18 protein-coding genes are annotated in these 16,296 nt (G+C 72.2%); 9 read left to right on the top strand and 9 right to left on the bottom strand.

Going from position 1 to position 16,296, the window contains the following annotated elements:
• Nucleotides 1–39: 39 nt before the first annotated feature.
• From AB0J67_RS10350 to AB0J67_RS10320, 7 genes are all read right to left on the bottom strand, one after another.
• Entirely contained in the window at nucleotides 40–1,380 is a 1,341-nt protein-coding gene (locus tag AB0J67_RS10350) for a C39 family peptidase (protein WP_363479147.1), read from the bottom strand.
• A 91-nt stretch (nucleotides 1,381–1,471) separates the two neighbouring features.
• Entirely contained in the window at nucleotides 1,472–2,191 is a 720-nt protein-coding gene (locus tag AB0J67_RS10345) for a hypothetical protein (protein WP_363479144.1), read from the bottom strand.
• Nucleotides 2,192–2,253: 62 nt separating this feature from the next.
• Nucleotides 2,254–3,009, bottom strand: coding sequence for a tyrosine-protein phosphatase (locus tag AB0J67_RS10340; RefSeq protein WP_363479141.1), 756 nt, complete (start codon nucleotides 3,007–3,009; stop codon nucleotides 2,254–2,256).
• Between the two features lie 13 nt (nucleotides 3,010–3,022).
• Nucleotides 3,023–3,772 carry a tyrosine-protein phosphatase gene (locus tag AB0J67_RS10335; protein WP_363479138.1) on the bottom strand — a complete coding sequence of 250 codons (750 nt, stop codon included), beginning with the start codon at nucleotides 3,770–3,772 and terminating at the stop codon, nucleotides 3,023–3,025.
• 64 nt (nucleotides 3,773–3,836) lie between these two features.
• On the bottom strand, nucleotides 3,837–4,628 hold the full coding sequence (locus AB0J67_RS10330) for a class III extradiol ring-cleavage dioxygenase (protein ID WP_363479135.1): 792 nt from the start codon (nucleotides 4,626–4,628) through the stop codon (nucleotides 3,837–3,839).
• A gap of 256 nt (nucleotides 4,629–4,884) precedes the next feature.
• Nucleotides 4,885–5,418, bottom strand: a complete 534-nt coding sequence (locus AB0J67_RS10325) for a carboxymuconolactone decarboxylase family protein (RefSeq protein ID WP_363479132.1) — start codon at nucleotides 5,416–5,418, stop codon at nucleotides 4,885–4,887.
• A complete protein-coding gene (locus AB0J67_RS10320; RefSeq protein WP_363479241.1) occupies nucleotides 5,418–5,972 on the bottom strand; it encodes a peroxiredoxin in 555 nt (184 codons plus the stop codon). The genes AB0J67_RS10325 and AB0J67_RS10320 overlap by 1 nt, the downstream gene beginning before the upstream one ends.
• Nucleotides 5,973–6,425: 453 nt before the next feature.
• Between AB0J67_RS10320 and cimA the strand changes: the two genes are divergently transcribed.
• The 4 genes from cimA to AB0J67_RS10300 all read left to right on the top strand — a co-directional run bounded on the left by cimA (nucleotide 6,426) and on the right by AB0J67_RS10300 (nucleotide 10,324).
• Nucleotides 6,426–8,021 carry a citramalate synthase gene (gene cimA / locus AB0J67_RS10315; RefSeq protein WP_363479129.1) on the top strand — a complete coding sequence of 532 codons (1,596 nt, stop codon included), beginning with the start codon at nucleotides 6,426–6,428 and terminating at the stop codon, nucleotides 8,019–8,021.
• A gap of 165 nt (nucleotides 8,022–8,186) precedes the next feature.
• Complete coding sequence (locus tag AB0J67_RS10310) at nucleotides 8,187–8,936, top strand: D-Ala-D-Ala carboxypeptidase family metallohydrolase (protein WP_363479126.1); 750 nt, start codon at nucleotides 8,187–8,189, stop codon at nucleotides 8,934–8,936.
• Between the two features lie 158 nt (nucleotides 8,937–9,094).
• Nucleotides 9,095–9,808 (top strand): hypothetical protein, encoded by a 714-nt coding sequence (locus tag AB0J67_RS10305; protein ID WP_363479123.1) that lies wholly within the window; start codon nucleotides 9,095–9,097, stop codon nucleotides 9,806–9,808.
• Nucleotides 9,809–9,874: 66 nt separating this feature from the next.
• A complete protein-coding gene (locus tag AB0J67_RS10300) occupies nucleotides 9,875–10,324 on the top strand; it encodes a DUF4279 domain-containing protein (RefSeq protein WP_363479120.1) in 450 nt (149 codons plus the stop codon).
• A 19-nt stretch (nucleotides 10,325–10,343) separates the two neighbouring features.
• On the opposite strand, the gene AB0J67_RS10295 is transcribed toward AB0J67_RS10300, so the two are convergent.
• Nucleotides 10,344–11,270 (bottom strand): LD-carboxypeptidase, encoded by a 927-nt coding sequence (locus AB0J67_RS10295; RefSeq protein ID WP_363479117.1) that lies wholly within the window; start codon nucleotides 11,268–11,270, stop codon nucleotides 10,344–10,346.
• 96 nt (nucleotides 11,271–11,366) lie between these two features.
• Between AB0J67_RS10295 and AB0J67_RS10290 the strand changes: the two genes are divergently transcribed.
• The 5 genes from AB0J67_RS10290 to AB0J67_RS10270 all read left to right on the top strand — a co-directional run bounded on the left by AB0J67_RS10290 (nucleotide 11,367) and on the right by AB0J67_RS10270 (nucleotide 15,845).
• Entirely contained in the window at nucleotides 11,367–12,344 is a 978-nt protein-coding gene (locus AB0J67_RS10290; protein WP_363479114.1) for an endonuclease/exonuclease/phosphatase family protein, read from the top strand.
• Nucleotides 12,345–12,644: 300 nt separating this feature from the next.
• Nucleotides 12,645–13,280, top strand: a complete 636-nt coding sequence (locus AB0J67_RS10285; RefSeq protein WP_363479111.1) for a TetR family transcriptional regulator — start codon at nucleotides 12,645–12,647, stop codon at nucleotides 13,278–13,280.
• A 77-nt stretch (nucleotides 13,281–13,357) separates the two neighbouring features.
• Nucleotides 13,358–14,119 (top strand): type 1 glutamine amidotransferase, encoded by a 762-nt coding sequence (locus AB0J67_RS10280; protein ID WP_363479108.1) that lies wholly within the window; start codon nucleotides 13,358–13,360, stop codon nucleotides 14,117–14,119.
• A 233-nt stretch (nucleotides 14,120–14,352) separates the two neighbouring features.
• Nucleotides 14,353–15,168, top strand: coding sequence for a hypothetical protein (locus tag AB0J67_RS10275; RefSeq protein ID WP_363479105.1), 816 nt, complete (start codon nucleotides 14,353–14,355; stop codon nucleotides 15,166–15,168).
• Nucleotides 15,165–15,845 carry a DUF4166 domain-containing protein gene (locus AB0J67_RS10270; RefSeq protein WP_363479102.1) on the top strand — a complete coding sequence of 227 codons (681 nt, stop codon included), beginning with the start codon at nucleotides 15,165–15,167 and terminating at the stop codon, nucleotides 15,843–15,845. Before AB0J67_RS10275 ends, AB0J67_RS10270 begins: the two co-directional genes overlap by 4 nt.
• Here the strand turns inward: AB0J67_RS10270 and AB0J67_RS10265 are convergent.
• Nucleotides 15,842–16,222 (bottom strand): DUF4259 domain-containing protein, encoded by a 381-nt coding sequence (locus AB0J67_RS10265; protein ID WP_363479099.1) that lies wholly within the window; start codon nucleotides 16,220–16,222, stop codon nucleotides 15,842–15,844. The genes AB0J67_RS10270 and AB0J67_RS10265 overlap by 4 nt on opposite strands.
• Nucleotides 16,223–16,296: the final 74 nt, after the last annotated feature.

Here is a 16,296-nt window from a genome sequence, read left to right as displayed (position 1 = left end):
GGGCGCGCCCCACGGCGGGGGCGCACCCGGATCATCACGTCACCAGTTGGTCGAGCCCGGGACGTGCGGCCACGGCTTCCACCACGGCTTGATCAGGTACACGATGCCGCCGGGGCCGCCGGCCACGGTGCCGTTCGCGCGGTAGCGCTTGGTGCGCTGCCAGATCTTCTCGAACTGGTCGCGCTGGTAGATGTTGCGCACCGCGTCGTTGCTCGACGACGCCGGGTCGTTGACGATCACGTCGCCGTCGGCGGTGAAGCCGACGATGACGAAGATGTGCCCGGAGGTGCCGTAGTTGGCTCCGTCCAGCTCCTCGGACAGGAACGACTGGCTGGTGATCACGGGGATGCCGGCCTTGATGAACCGCTCGATCTCGTCCAGCGAGTGCAGCCGGGTCACCTTGGCGTCGATGCCCGGGTACGACGCGGCGTACGCGGTGTTGAACGGCCAGTTGCCGGCGCCCTCGTACGCGTAGTCGTAGGTCATCCGGGCCGCGTGGTCGACCTGCGGGTCCTCGTAGGCCGGGTCGACCCAGGCCAGGTCCTGCTGCGACGGGCCGCGGCCGTAGTACTCCAGCACCATCGTGGTGGAGGTCGGCGAGCACCAGGCCTGGCCGCCGCCGTCGTACTCCGGGTACTCCCCGATGTGGATGTTCTGCGAGCGGCGCGGCACGGCCAGCTCGGTGCCCCAGGCGATGCCGCCCGCGCTCGGGGTGACGGTGAACCGGTCCGGCACGAAGGAGCTCATCGCGCCGAGCATCCACACCCGCGGCGCGCGCCACTGCCCCGGCGCCCGGTAGAGGGTGAGCCGCAGCTGGTAGGCGTGCAGCAGCACCCCGTTGGCGGCGTCGTCGATGGAGAAGGTGTCGGTCCAGATCGTCGACCACGGGTCGCCCTGGCGGTTGACCGTGGTGCGCTTGATGTCGCCGTCACCGGAGGCCCACCGGCCCATGACGTACCACGGCGTCTGGCCGCCGGTGTTGTAGGTGCCCTGCAGCTCGACCTGGATCCAGGTGCCCGCGGGCGTCTCGGCGTTCCACGACGCGACCAGCTCGGTGGCGTCGAAGCCGACCTCGGTCACCGGCGAGGTCCAGGTGGCGTAGTCGTAAGGCTTGGTGACGCCGGTGTGCGGGTCGGTGTAGTCGGTGGTGCCGGCCGGGCGGAGCATCGTGATCCCGGTGCGCACCCCGGGGATGGCGAGGGTGCCCTCGTGGGTGCCCTGGCGCCAGGCGGGATAGCTGGACCACTCCTGGAAGGTGATCTGCTCGTCGTGCGTGATCGGGGCGGCCGCGGCGGGTGCCCCGGCGGCCGCGGTCAGGGCCGCGAGGCTGAGCGCGGTGAGGCCGGCGACGGCGGCCGTCCGCAGGCGTGATCTGGCCATGGAGTCTCCGCGATGGTGGGAATGGACATTCACCCGCCACTATCGTCGTTGAAGCTAACTTTCGCCATACCCACTCGGTTGGAAGATTTCTTCAGACCACCGCGTCGGCGGTGCTGGACACCGACGGCTCCGGCGCCTCCTCGGCGGCCGCCTCGCGCCTGCGGCGGCGGACCAGCCAGCCCACCACCGCGATCAGGCTGGTCACCACGGCCGACCAGGTGCCCCAGTTGGTGAGCACCTGCCACACGGTGAACTTCGCCGTGCGGTGCACCTGGATGCTGAGCGGCACCTCGTGCGTGATGACGTGCCCATTGCTCAGCGGCACCTCCAGGTGCGCGGTGAGCTGGAGGTCGTCGGTCGGCTGCTTGGCCTTGATCAGCCAGGTGAACAGCATCTGCACGTCGCTGCCGGTGGACGCGTTCACCGACTCCGACGGCGTGATCTCCACGTCCTCGGAGCTGCCGCGCAGGGTGGCCCGCACCGAGGGACCGACCCTCATCTCGCCGACGGGCGTCTGCTGCGTGCCCCGCAGCAACGTCTCGATCTTGTCGGTGAGCTCCCTGCCCTCGCCGATGGACAGGCCGATCCGGGCGGTCTCCTCGACGTCCAGGGAGCCGGGCGCCTGCCAGGCGACCCGCTGGGACACCAGCCCGCGCGTCGCGGCGTCGATCTGCGCGAACTCGCCCGTGCCGCTGCCGGGCCGCACGGCGGGCGAGGTGTCGCCGGGATCCTTGCCGCTGCAACCCGCCAGCACGGCCGCGAGGGTCGTTGCGGTGAGCACGGCCAGCGCGGCTCGCTGTCCGAAGTGCATGGTGACGGCTCCTCCCCGGGGAAATGTCGGTCACATCATGCCACCCGGGAATCACGCCGGGGTCACCTCAACGGACGCTCCTCGCGCAGCCGTGCGCGCAGCATCGTGACGTGCTCGGGGGCGAGCCCCGCGCCGGTCAGGTAGCCGGACACCGAGCCGTGCCGCTCCCGCAGCAGGCCCAGGAACGCGTGCATGGCCTCGGCCGGGGTGCGCGACAGGAACGGCGCCAGCGGCGGCCGCTCCGGCCGGTTGACCTCCCGCCAGGCCAGGTAGCGGGCCGTGCCGTGCTCGGTCAGCTGGTAGTCGGCGGCGATGTCCGCATCGGACACCCCCACCAGCTCCAGCGCCAGCGCGATCACCACCCCGGTGCGGTCGCGCCCGCCCCAGCAGTGCACCACGGTCGGGCCGGAGCCGGTCGCGACCAGCTCCAGCGCGCGGACGAGGTCGGCCGCGGCGAGCTCGGTGGTCTCCAGGTACCGGGCCACCAGGAAGGCGGCCACCCCGGCGTCGGGGGAGTAGTCCTCGGCCCGCCAGACCGGGTTGTTCAGCGGCACATTGTGCCAGTCGGTGCAGCACCACTGCGGGGCGCGGCCGTAGCGCTCCAGCTCCACCCGGTGCCGCAGGTCGATGACGGTGTGCACGCCCAGCTCGGCGAAGCGCTCGCGGTCGGCCTCGTCGAGCGCGGTCAGCGTGTCCGACCGGAACAGCACGCCCCGGCGTACGGTCGCGCCGTCCGTGGTGGGCAGCCCGCCCACGTCGCGGAAGTTGAACAGCGGACCCGTGAAGTCGACCAGCCGGGCCGCGTCGCCGGTGTTCACGCGCGCCGCCCGCTCACGCTTCCAGCAGCCTCTCGCGCAGCCGGTCCACCCGCTCGCGGTGCAGGCCCGCGCCCACCAGGTACTCCGCGATCGAGCCGTGGCGCAGGCGCAGCCCGTGCAGCGTGATCAGCATGGCCTCGGCGGGGGTGTACGTGTAGAACGGCGGCGGGTTGCGGTGGTCCTCGTCCGGGAACGCGGTGCGCACCCAGCGGGTGAAGGCCGGCGCGCTGTGCTCGGTCAGCGCGTAGTCCGCCGCGATCTGGTCGTCGGGCACGCCGAGCAGCTCCAGCGTCAGCGCCGCGATCAGGCCGGTGCGGTCCTTGCCCGCCACGCAGTGCACCACGGTCGGGCCGTGCTGGTCGTCGGTCAGCATGCCGACCACCCGCGCGATGTCGGCCTTGCCGTGGTGGGCCAGCTCCAGGTAGCGCTCGGCCAGCCAGCGCGCCACCCCGACCTCCGTGGTGTAGGTCGAGTGGTCCCACAGCGGGTGCTCGAGGTGGTTGTGCCGCCACACCACCCGGGTCCACTCCGGCACCCGGCCCATCGAGGCGACCTCGGCGGGCCGGCGCAGGTCGATCACGGTGCGGATGCCGAGCGCGGCGAACGCGTCGCGGTCCTCGGCGCCGAGGCGGGACAGCGTGTCCGACCGGAACACCGTGCGCCGGCGCACCGCGCGGCCGTCGGCGGTGGTCAGCCCACCGAGGTCGCGGAAGTTGAAGACGGCGGCGAACGCGATGCTGCGCTCGGCGGGCAAGGTGGTCACCCCGCTACCGTAATCAGCGCCACCGCCCGGCAGTAGCGGGGATCGCGTCACATCGTCTACAAGGTCACCCGAGCTGAACCGAACGTTTGGCCAGGCCCATCCAGAAGCCGTCGATGACCGTACGCTGTTCGGCCAGGTCCGCCTCGCCCGCGCCGAGCGTGACGAACAGCGGCGCGAAGTGCTCGGTGCGCGGGTGCGCCATCCGCCCGGCCGGCGACTTGACCAGGAAGTCGAGCAGGCCGTCCACATCGCCCGCGTCCAGCGCCTCGCGGCCCCATGCGTCGAACTCCGCCGACCAGCCCTGCACCGGTGCGTCCGCACCCAGGTGCAGGTAGGTCATCGCGGCACGCAGGTTGTGCGTGAAGAAGCCGGAGCCGACGATCAGCACGCCCTCCTCGCGCAGCGGCGCGAGCCTGCGGCCGATCTCCATCAGCCGCCGCGGGTCCAGCGTCGGCATCGAGATCTGCAGCACCGGGATGTCGGCGTCGGGATACATCTCCACCAGCGGCACGTACGCGCCGTGGTCGAGCCCCCGGTCGGGCACGTCGGCCAGCGGCGTCTGCGGCCCGCGCAGCAGCCCGCGCACCTTGGCGGCCAGCTCGGGCGCGCCGGGCGCCGGGTACGTCACCTCGTAGTAGCGCTGCGCGAAGCCGCCGAAGTCGTACACGAGCGGGACGGTCGTCGTCGCGCCGATCGCCAGCGGCGCGTTCTCCCAGTGCGCCGAGACGACCAGGATCGCGGTGGGCCGCGGCAGCGCGCCCGACCAGTCCGCCAGCTGCCGCGTCCACAGCGCGTCGTCGGCCAGCGGTGGAGCACCGTGGCTGAGGTAGATGGCGGGCATCCGGGTGGCAGTCATGCCTCAAGAATACTTGACTGTTCAACTATCGTCGACCCCACGAAAGGAAGGGCACCTTCTTATCGTTTTCCGTTGAAGAAGGTGCCCTTCCCCACCCTGGGCAGCGGAAAGCCCGGCGGGACGTCTCCCGCCGGGCTTCTTTCTCCGCGTGCCGGTGGGCCCACCGGGCGGCGTGGCACCGCCGCCTGCTCGGTGGCCTTCCTGGCACGGTGGGCGGTGAGCGGCCGGAGCCGTTCGCCGCGGGCTCAGCGGCCGGTCAGGCCGCCAGAGCCGCTTCGGCGTCGAGGGTGACCGCCGCCGCGTGCACGACCGAGGCGATGCGCAGCGCCTCGTGCACGGCCTCGCGGCCGACCCCGGTGCCGATCAGCGTCTTCTCGTGCGACTCCAGGCAGACGCCGCAGCCGGTGATGGCCGAGACGGCCAGGCTCCACAGCTCGAAGTCGGCCTTGTCGACGCCCGGGTTCCCGATGATCTGCATGCGCAGCCGGGCCGGCAGCGACTGGTACGCCTCGTCGCCGATCAGGTGCTTGGACCGGTAGTAGACGTTGTTCATCGCCATGATCGACGCCGCGCCCTTGGCCGCCTCGACCGCCTCCGGCTTGAGGTGGTCGGCCGCCTCGGCCGCGATCTCGCGCAGCACGACCGCGTTGCGGGCCGCGACCGCGCAGGCCAGGGCGGTGCCCCAGAGCTGCTGCTCGGTCAGCGGCGACGTGCCGAGCACGGTCCCGAGGTTGAGCTTGGTGTCGCGGGCGTACGCCGGCAGCGCCGCCTTGATCGCGTCGATACCCATCAGACGGCGGCCAGCAGCTTGCCGGCGTCGAGGGTCTCGCCGCCCTTGTTCCAGTTGCACGGGCACAGCTCGTCGGTCTGCAGCGCGTCGAGCACCCGCAGCACCTCGCTGACGTTGCGGCCGACCGAGCCCGCGGTGACCATCACGAACTGGATCTCGTTGTTCGGGTCGACGATGAACGTCGCCCGCTGCGGCACGCCGTCCTCGCCCAGCACGCCGCACGCCTCGGTCAGCTCGCGCTTGACGTCGGCCAGCATCGGGAAGGGCAGCTCACGCAGGTCGGGGTGGTTCTTGCGCCACGCGTGGTGCACGAACTCGTTGTCGACCGACCAGCCCAGCACCTGCGCGTCCCGGTCGGCGAACTCGCCGTTCAGGCGGCCGAACTCGGCGATCTCGGTGGGACAGACGAAGGTGAAGTCCTTGGGCCAGCAGAACAGGACCCGCCACTTGCCTTCGTAGGTCTTGTTGGTGATCGTCTCGAACGCCTTGTCGGCGTCCAGCGAAACGCAGGCGGTCAGTTCGTAGGCGGGAAAGTGGTCGCCGACGGTGAGCACGCGAGGTACCTCCATGGAGCAGGGCTTTACTTGAGCGGTTCAAGATTAGGCAACCGCTCGCGGCTCCCGAGTTACCGGATCATGACATTGTGGCGACGCGCACAGGACCGCGGCCGTGTCCTGATGTCCAGGTCAGTCGTAGGAACGGGCCCGCCTGGTGCGACACGGCGTCCCGAAATCCGGGAGGCTGCTGGCCCACGGGCCGGAAAAATGGGATGCTACCCTGCGTGATCCACCTCGCACTGATTATTCGCACCTAGCGCGCCGGCCGCCGCCTGGGAAACCAGGCCCCCTCGCCGACGCGCAGACCTCCCGCGACCGCGGGGGGTCTTTTGTTTTGCGGCCCGCTCAGCTCCACAGCCCAGCTCCACAGCGTCTCCCGGCACGCGGCCCGATTCGGCGGCCACGGTCAACCAGGTGCCCCCGCGGGCGCCCCACAGGAGGTCAGACGACATGCAGATCTTCGACACCACGCTGCGCGACGGCGCCCAGCGCGAAGGCATCACGTACTCCGTCGCGGACAAGCTCGCGGTGGCGCGGCTGCTCGATCAGTTCGGCGTCGGGTTCATCGAGGGCGGCTGGCCCGGTGCGGTGCCCAAGGACACCGAGTTCTTCGAACGCGCCAGAACCGAGCTCGATCTGAAGAACGCGGTGCTGGTCGCCTTCGGCTCCACCCGCAAGGCGGGCACGCCCGTCGCCGACGACGCGCAGATCGCGGGCCTGCTCGCGGCGCAGACCCCGGTGGTCTGCCTGGTCGCCAAGTCCGACCTGCGCCACGTCGAGCGCGCGCTGCGCACCACGCCCGAGGAGAACCTCGCGATGGTCGCCGACAGCGTGTCCCACCCGCGGGCGCAGGGCCGCCGCGTCTTCGTCGACTGCGAGCACTTCTTCGACGGCTTCCGCTTCGACCCGGCGTACACCGCCTCCGTGGTGCGCGCCGCGCTGGACGCGGGCGCCGAGCGGGTCGTCCTCTGCGACACCAACGGCGGCATGCTGCCCTCGCAGGTCAGCAAGGCGATCGGGGAGCTGACCGCGCGGCTGGGCATCGACCCGGCCGTGCTCGGCATGCACGCGCAGAACGACACCGCGTGCGCCGTCGCCAACACCATCGCCGCGGTAGAGGCGGGCGTACGCCACGTGCAGGGCACCGCGAACGGCTACGGGGAGCGCCCCGGCAACGCCGACATCTTCGCGGTGGTGGCGAACCTGCAACTCAAGCTGGGCATGACCGTCCTACCGGAGGGCTGCCTGGAACAGATGGCGCACGTCTCGCACGCCATCGCCGAGATCGCGAACATCGCACCCGACACCCACCAGGCCTATGTCGGGTCGGCCGCCTTCGCCCACAAGGCGGGGCTGCACGCGAGCGCGATCAAAGTCGACCCGGCCCTCTACAACCACGTGGACCCGGCCGTCGTCGGCAACGACATGACGATCCTCGTCACCGAGATGGCCGGCCGGGCCAGTATCGAGCTCAAGAGCCGCGAGCTCGGCCTGGACCTGGCCGGCCAGCCCGACACGCTGTCCAAGGTGACGCACCGGGTGAAGGAGCTGGAAGCGGCGGGCTGGTCTTTCGAGGCCGCCGACGCGTCCTTCGAGCTGCTGGTGCGCCAGTCGCTGGGCGAGCAGACGACCCCGTTCGCGCTGGAGTCGTACCGGGTGATCGTCGAGCACCGCGAGGACGGTGCGGTCGTCAGCGAGGCGACCGTCAAGCTGCGGGTACGCGGCGAGCGCGTGATCGCCACCGCGGAGGGCAACGGCCCGGTGAACGCCCTGGACCAGGCCCTGCGCCAGGCGCTGGAGCGGCACTTCCCGCAGCTGTCCGGGCTGGAGCTGGCCGACTACAAGGTCCGCATCCTGGCCGGCTCGCACGGCACCGACGCGGTGACGCGGGTGCTGGTGGAGACCGTGGACGCCGACGGTCGCGACTGGACCACGGTCGGCGTGCACGAGAACGTGGTCGAGGCCAGCTGGCGGGCACTGGTCGACGCGCTCGCGTACGGCGTCACCGCGGCGGGCAACGACCGGAGGGTGCGCTCGCGCCGTTGACCAGCACCATCGTCGCCGAGCACCGGGCGGCATGGCCCTGACGCGCAGGTTCGGCGAACCCCTGACCAGGTGCCATGACCGCCCGCTTGCGAAAGGATACTACGCAGTAACTGCAAGAAATGTAAACTCTTGACATAGATGAGCGTGGTTGGCAAGGTGCCTTCCATGTCGCTTCGCACCCCCCGCCGCGCCCTCATCCGGGCGCTGACCGCACTGGTGATGGCGGCCATCGGATCGGTGGTCGCCATCGTCGTCGGCGCTTCCCCCGCGCACGCCGACGGCTGCTACACCTGGGGCCGCAACCTGTCCTCCGGCATGTCCGGCGAGGACGTCCGGCAACTGCAGATCCGGGTCGCCGGCTGGCCGGGCTACAACAACACCATCGTCATCGACGGCGTGTTCGGCGGGGAGACCCGCGACGCCGTCATCCGGTTCCAGCAGGCGTACGGCCTGGGCGCCGACGGCATCGCCGGCCCGCAGACGTACAACAAGATCTATGCCCTGCAGGACGACGACTGCACCCCCATCCACTTCAGCTACGCCGAGCTGAACACCTGCAACAGCACCTGGTCCGGCGGCGCCGTCTCGGCGGCCACCGCCAAGGCCAACGCGCTGCGGGCGATGTGGCGCCTGGAGGCGCTGCGCCACGCCCTCGGCGACCAGGCCATCCGGGTCACCTCCGGCTTCCGGAGCGTGGCCTGCAACAACGCTGTCGGCGGCGCCTCCGACAGCAGGCACCTCTACGGTGACGCGGCCGACCTCGGCTCGGGCCCGCACTCGCTGTGCACGCTCGCCAAGCAGGCGCGCTACCACGGCTTCAACGGGATCCTCGGCCCCGGCTACCCCGGCCACAGCGACCACACGCACACCGACTTCCGGCCCAGCAAGTTCTGGTCCGCGTCGCAGTGCTTCTGACCGGTGACCGGCACCGGTGCGGCTGAGCGTCCCCCCGCGCCAGCCCGCCGGAGCCCATACCGGATCGGCCGAGCAGCAAGCGTGCCGCGCAGCGATAGGCTGCGCGGCACGCACCTCGTTGCGGCCGTCCCCGGGCCGCCCGATCTGGAGGCAGCCCCGTGACCCGCAACCCCTACGCGGCCCCCACGCCACCCTCGCGCCCGACCTCCGCCGACCCCGCGGCGGCCGCCGCCACCCAGGGCGTGGCAGGCCGCCCGGACCTCGGCGCGAGCACGGCTGCTCCGGTCCCCTCCGCCTTCTCGGGCACGGCAAAGCCGTCGACCGCAGGCTCGGTCGAGCCCACCGTCTCCGGCTCGGCCCAGCCCACGGCCGCGGGCTCGGCCCAGCCGTCCGCCTCCGGCGCGGCCGGAAGCGGCGAGAACGTGCCGGTCCGCGGGGACGTGCCGGGCGGTGAGGCCGGCACGGCCCAGCAGGGCGCGCCGGACCCGCAGGCCGCGCCGAGCGGGCAGGGGACGGCGGGGCAGTCGCGTCCCGTGGCCGCTCGCCTGGTCTGGCGCGGGGTCGGCATCGCCCTGGCCGGGCACGTGCTGACGATGCTGCTGCCGCTCGCGGCGGCGAGGCTGTTCGGGCAGAGCAGCGACTACGGCCCAGCCGCGTCCGGCGACCCGCTCTCGATCTTCGTGCTCGGCGGCATCGCCGGGCAGCTCCTGCTCGGTGTGGCCGCCCTCGTCACCGGCATCGCGCGCATCGTCCGCCGCGACGGCGGCGTGGGCTCGGGCATCCTGCTCGGCTGGGCGGCGGGCATGCCGGTCAGCCTCGTCGCGGGCATCGTCATCTGCGTCATGCTGGCCGAGTCGGGTAACTCGTTCTGAGCCGTATCGAGATACGGCTCAGAAACGCCGAGGACTGCGGCGATCGGTGTGGATACAGTCCCGGCCATGCATCCGCGCCAGTACGTCTACTTCGCGCTCAGGTCCTACCGGATGGCGGCCGCCGAGATGGCCGCCCGGCTGGGCATCGAGCCCGACGAGACCTCCGTGCGCGGCAGCCGCCACAGTGACCCTCCCGTCCCGGTGTGCCACGTCTGGCGGATCGTCTGCCGGCAGCCGGACCTGACCGTGGACGAGCAGCTGGACCATGTCGTGGACCGGCTCTTCGCCGAGGCGGACCGCATCGGCGTCCTCGCGGCCGAACTCGACCGGACCGAGCCGGCCACCGGCAGCGCGGTCCTGCAGGTCGTGCGGTACTTCGAGGGCTGCGGTGACGACGAAGCGGCCGAGACGGCAGCGCCGCAGCGCAACCTTCTCGGCTGGCACGTCAGCGCCCGGATACTCGACTTCCTGCGGCGTACCCGCGCCGAGCTCGACGTCGACGAGTACGGATGCTGAATCGCCGACCCGGCGCCGCTCAGCTCGACGTGGCGGGGGCGATGGTGAGGGTGCCGGCGTCGGCGTCGAGGACGGCGTGGGTGCCCAGCGGCACGGCGGTGTGCTGGGTGCCGTGGCCGACGGGCAGACCGCCGAGCACCGGCAGCCCGAGGTCGAGCAGGCGCTCGGTGAGCACGTCGGCGATGGTGACCGTCCAGGCGTCGGCGCAGTCGGTGAACTGGCCGATCGCGATGCCCGCGAGGTGGTCGAGGGCGCCGCTGCGGCGCAGCTGGGTCAGCATCCGGTCGACGCGGTACGGGTACTCGCCGACGTCCTCGACGAGCAGGATCGCGCCGGTCAGGTCGGGCTGGTGCGAAGTGCCCACAGTGCTCGCGAGCAGGGACAGGTTGCCGCCGAGCAGGGTGCCCTCGGCGCGGCCCGTGGTGCGTACGCCGTGGGTCTCCTCGGCCGGGTCGGCGGTGACGGTCACCGGCTCGCCGCTCATCAGGGCGTGCCGGGCGCCGAGCGCGGTGACGGAGTCGGCGCCCTTGTCGAACTGCGCCACGACCGGGCCGTGCACGGTGGCCAGCCGGGCGCCCTGCCACAGCGCGAGGTGCAGCGCCGTGATGTCGGAGAAGCCCATGACGAGCTTCGGGTCGCGGTGCACCGCGGCCAGGTCGATCCGGTCGGTGATGCGCTGCGCGCCGTACCCGCCGCGGGTGCACAGCACGGCGCGGACCTCCGGGTCGGCCAGCGCCTCGTTGAGGTCGCCGAGGCGCTGGTCGTCGGTGCCGCCGAAGTAGCCGTGCCGGGCCAGCACGTGCGGGTACACGCGCGGGGCGAGGCCCCAGCCGGTGAGCACGGCGACCGCCGCCTCGATCCGCTCCGGGGGCACCGGACCGGACGGCGAGACGAGCGCCACGGTGTCGCCGGGTCGGAGTTTCGCGGGGTGCAGGGTGGCGGTCATGGCCGCAGAGCCTAGCCGAGGGCCGCGCTCGGCTGCCCACAGAACCTTCACACGGGCGCGCGGTCCGCAGCCGGGCCGATGTATAGCATTCGGCGCATGAAGGACAGCCTCCGGTTCGTCAAGCGCGGCCTCCTGTCCGCACTGCCGTGGGCGCTCGCGCTGCCGGCGGCGGTCTGGGCCGTGCTCCGCCTGGCCGGCTGGGACACCTGGTATCCGATGGCGCAGCTGATGGCGTTCACGCCGTACGTCGCCGCGGGCTCGCTGGTGCCGCTGGCCGTCCTGCTGGTGTGGCGGCGCTGGACGGCGGCCGCGGTGGCCGGGGTGGCCGCGCTGGCGCTGGTCGCGGTGGTGGCGCCGCGCTTTCTCGCCGACGGTGACGCGCTGGCCGGGGCCAGGGGGCAGGCGCTGCGGGTGATGAGCGCGAACGTGCTGGTCGGCTCGGCGGGCCCGGACACGCTGGTGGCCCTGGTGCGCGAGCACCGGGTGGACGTGCTGGCGCTGCAGGAGGTGTCGCCGGACTACCTGGCCGCCGCCGACGCGGCGGGGATGCGCGACGAGCTGCCCTTCCGGGTGGACTACGCGGTCCCGGGCGTGGAGGGGTCGGCGGTGCTGTCGCGGCATCCGCTGCGCGACGACGGGGTGCGGGTCAACCCGGGCGGGTTCCGGCAGGCGCGGGCCGAGGTGTCGGTGCCGGGCGGCGGCTCGGTGCTGGTCGAGTCGGCGCATCCGCTGGCGCCGTGGGCGGACTTCGTGACGCCGCTGTGGGCGCGGGGGTTCGACGACCAGCCGCGCGCCACGCCCGACGGGCCGGTGCGGGTGCTGCTCGGCGACTTCAACGCGACGCTCGACCACCACCTGCTGCGGGAGCTGATCGACTCGGGGTACCGGGACGCGGCCGAGGTGCTCGGGCGCGGGCTGACGGGGACCTGGGGGCCGTACGACGGGAACATGATCCCGCCGGTGACGCTGGACCGGGTGCTGGCCGACCGGCGCGTGGGCGTACGCGACTTCCGGGTGCTGGACCTGCCCGGCAGCGACCACCGGCCGGTCTACGCCGAGCTGGTGCTGCCGTGAGCCGCCGCCTGGGATGAGCAGGTTGTTTGAGCGAACGCTCAAGCCTTGCTAGGCTGAAGTTTGACCGACCGCTCAAATCAGTGGCGCGGGACGTGTTTCCTTGTGGTGACCGTCCTGACCCGACATCGCCGACGCATCGGCTGTTTTGTCAGACCGGTGCGAGACAGTCTGCGCGTCCCGGTGAGTCGGGGACGCGACAGACATCGGGCGGTGCCGGCCACATTGGCAACGGGGGGTGGCCGGCACCGTCCGCATTCGCGCGAGCCGCGCGGTGCGGGCCCGGGTCTGGGAGGAAACGGCATGTCCGACACCAAGCAGCGGCTGCTCGACGGCGCCATGGACACGCTGCGCAAGCAGGGCATCGCGGGGGTGTCCGCGCGCAGCATCGCCGCCACCGCCGGGGTCAACCAGGCGCTGATCTTCTACCACTTCGGCAGCGTGGACGATCTGCTGGTCGCGGCGTGCACGGCGGCCACCACCGACCGCGTGGACGCGTACCGGCAGCGCTTCGCCGCCGTCGGCTCGCTGCGCGAGCTGCTCGACGTGGGCCGGGCGCTGCACGAGGAGGAGCGCGACCTGGGCAACGTGGCGGTCCTCGCGCAGATGCTGGCCGGTGCGCAGCACGACGAGAAGCTGGCCCGGGTCACGGCGGACGCCCTCGGCCAGTGGACCGCGGAGATCGAGTCGGTGCTGCGCCGGGTGCTGGCGGGCTCGCCGTTCGCGGAGATGGCCGACGTGCCGGGCCTGGCCCGCGCGATCTCCGTCTCGTTCGTCGGGCTGGAGCTGTACGAGGGCGTCGACCGTCCCGGCGCGCAGCGCGCCATGGCCGCGCTGGAGCAGCTCGGCGCGCTGCTGGAGATCGTCGAGGAGCTGGGGCCGGTGGCCCGGCGCGCGCTGCGCAGCAAGATCAATAAGGTGGCCGCCCGGAAGGCCTGATCCGGCCACCGTGACCCTTTGCTCGCAGGTCAAGGCCGCCTGCCGGAGCCGCGCGGGCCGCGGGCTAGTCTCGCTGCGTGGCGACCGCACTGGTGATCGAGAACGACCCGACCGACGACCTGCGCCGGCTCGGCGACTGGCTGACCGAGGCCGGGCTGGAGCTGAGCGTGCTCCGCCCGCACGCGGGCGACGCGCTGCCCGACGACCTGACCGGGTACGCGGCGTTCGTGGTGCTCGGCGGGGAGCAGAACGCGTACCCCACGGCCGGGACGCCCGGCGCGCCGTGGTTCCCGAAGCTCGAGTCGCTGCTGCGCAAGGCGGTCAAGCACCGGGTGCCGACGCTCGGGGTCTGCCTGGGCGGCCAGCTGCTGGCGCAGGCCCACGGCGGCACCGTCGAGCGCTCCACCAGCGGGCCCGAGATCGGCGCGCGCCTGGTGGCCCGGCGGGACGTGGCCGAGTCCGACCCGCTGTGGTGGGCGGTGCCGTTCGCGCCGGACGTGATCCAGTACCACTTCGACGAGATCACCGAGCTGCCGCTCGGGGCTACCCTGCTGGCCGCCTCGCCGCGCTACCCGCACCAGGCGTTCCGGGTGGGGGACCGGGCCTGGGGCACCCAGTTCCACATCGAGTGCGACCTCGACATGTTCACGGCCTGGGTGGACAGCAACCGGGGCTGGATGGCCGAGCAGGGCTGGGACGCCGACGGCCTGATCGCCGAGGTCGAAGCGACCCAGCAGGACGTGGCCGAGGTGTGGCAGCCCTTCGCCCACCGCTTCGCCGAACTCGCCCTCGGCACCCTCCCCGAAGCCGGCCGCCGCACCCTCCCCCTCCTGACCTGACCCCCTCTGATGTGCGTCGATCTTGCGTGAACTGTGGGTATGACACGCCCATAGTGGACATATCCCTAACACTTCGCGCAAGATCAACGCGATCTTGACCGGGAGCCCCGTTCGTGCCGCCGGAGCGGCGCGGGCGGGGCTTTGTCGTGGGGCATTTCGGGGACTTGAGCAATCGCTCAAATCTGTTAGCCTCTTTTTTGAGCGAGTGCTCAAATCGACGGAAGGGGGTCGTGGTGGGGCGGTTGCTGTACGTCGAGACGCTGATCCGCCGCGAGCTCGACGCGGTCTGGGCGGCGTCGCAGGACCCGGCGCAGCACCAGCGCTGGGACGCGCGGTTCGGGGAGATCGGCTACCTGCCGGACGAGCCGGGGCGGCCGCGGCGCTTCCGGTACGCGACGCGGGTGCTGCCCGGCCTCGTGATCAGCGGGGAGGGCGTGTTCGCGGGGGAGCGCAGCCGGCCGGACGGCACGCGTACCAGTGCGTTGCGGTTCACCTCGGACCACCCGCTGACCCTCATCCGGCGCGGCTCCGGCTACTGGCGCTACGTGCCGACCCCGACGGGGGTGCGGTTCCTCACCGGGTACGACTACACGCCCGGCTGGGGACGCCTCGGCCCGATGGCCGACCTCGTCTTTCGGCCGCTGTTCGGCTGGCTCACCGCCTGGTCGTTCGACCGCCTGCGGTTGTGGCTGGAACGCGGCGTGACGCCCCGCCGGGCGCTGTGGCACGCGGTCGGCGAGGTCACGGCCCGGTTGCTGCTCTGCGTCGCGATCGCGATCGCGGCCGGGTCCTGGTCCGCGACGGGGTCCGGGTCCGGGACGGGGCCCGGGACGCGGATGGGGCCCGCAACGGCTTCGGTGACAACCGGGCTGCCCGGATCGCTCGACGGGCTGCCGGCCGGGCTGCTGGCCGGGCTGCTGGCGGCAGCTGTGCTCGTGCTCGTTCCGCCGCTTCCCTTTACTCCGGCGGCGCGGCGGTGCCTGCGCCGCCCGCCCGACCGCGCGGCCGCGACCGCGCCCACCACCCTCGCCCACCTGGAGAGACCATGACCTCGATCTTCGAACGCGCGCTCGGTTCCGACTTCGGCCGGCTGCACCCCCGGCTGCGGCAGCGCTTCGGTTTCGACAGCACCGACCGGACGGCCTGCGTCGGCACCGGCGTGATGGACGAGATCTGGCGCGGCCGCGCGTTCACGGTGCCGTTCCTGCACCTGGGCGCCACCCGCAACATCCTGTTCCCGGAGCGGGGCCGCGACGTCCCGTTCACCATCGAGAACTACGCCTACCGCGACGGGTACGGCCGGGAGACGGTCACCTTCGTGCGCACGTTCCACCTGCCCGGGGTGCGCCGCCGCTTCGACGCCACGATGATCTACAGCCCGCTGCGCGGCCGGGTGATCGACTACCTCGGCACCCACCAGCACCTGGCGGTCGACCTGGACCTGACCGTGGACGGCACGGGCGGCCTGCACATCCGCACCGGCAGCCAGCGGTTCTACGAGGGCCTGCTCGGCGTACGCATGCCGCTGGCGCTGTCCGGCACCGCCCACGTGCACGAGTGGTACGACGAGACGGCCGGGCGCTTCCGGATCCGGGTCGACGTGGGCAACGACAGGTTCGGCCCGCTGTTCGGCTACCGCGGCAGCTTCACCACCTCGTACCCGGCGGCCGAGGCGGCGCTGGCCCCCGCCTCGGTCCGTCCGCTTCGCGAAAGCCGCCGTGACTAGTGGCCGGCCGCCGCACGCCGGGCGGCGTCGGCGAGCTGGTCGAACGTGCGGTTCAGCACCGAACGCCGGGCCTGCTTGAAGTCAGGCGAGGGACCCAGGTCGTCGATGGTCCGTTCCCAGACGGCCATGAAGGTCTTCTTCCATTCCTCGACCACCCCGGCCTCCGGCAGGCGGCCGGCGGCGTAGCCGGCCTGGGCGAGGACCTGCAGCAACTCCAGATTGCAGGGCACGGCGACACCCCAGTACTCATCGGGCTCGATGGCGACGGGATCGCCGGCCATCGCCTCGGCGACCTCGGTGACGAGCCGGTCGACGACGATCGACAGGTGATCCGATGCCGTGTCGCTGTCGAAGTTTCCACTGCCCCACGTGCCCACAAGGTCTCCTCTGCGCGGGTGGTGTCGTGTCTGCGGGCCCTATCGAACCAGCCGGGACTGACACCGCGAGCCGT

This window comes from Catellatospora sp. NPDC049609 (genome assembly GCF_040675365.1).
In the GTDB taxonomy this organism is placed as follows: Bacteria; Actinomycetota; Actinomycetes; order Mycobacteriales; family Micromonosporaceae; genus Catellatospora.
Note: the sequence above shows the minus strand (reverse complement) of the source record. Positions and strands in the feature narration are given on the sequence as shown.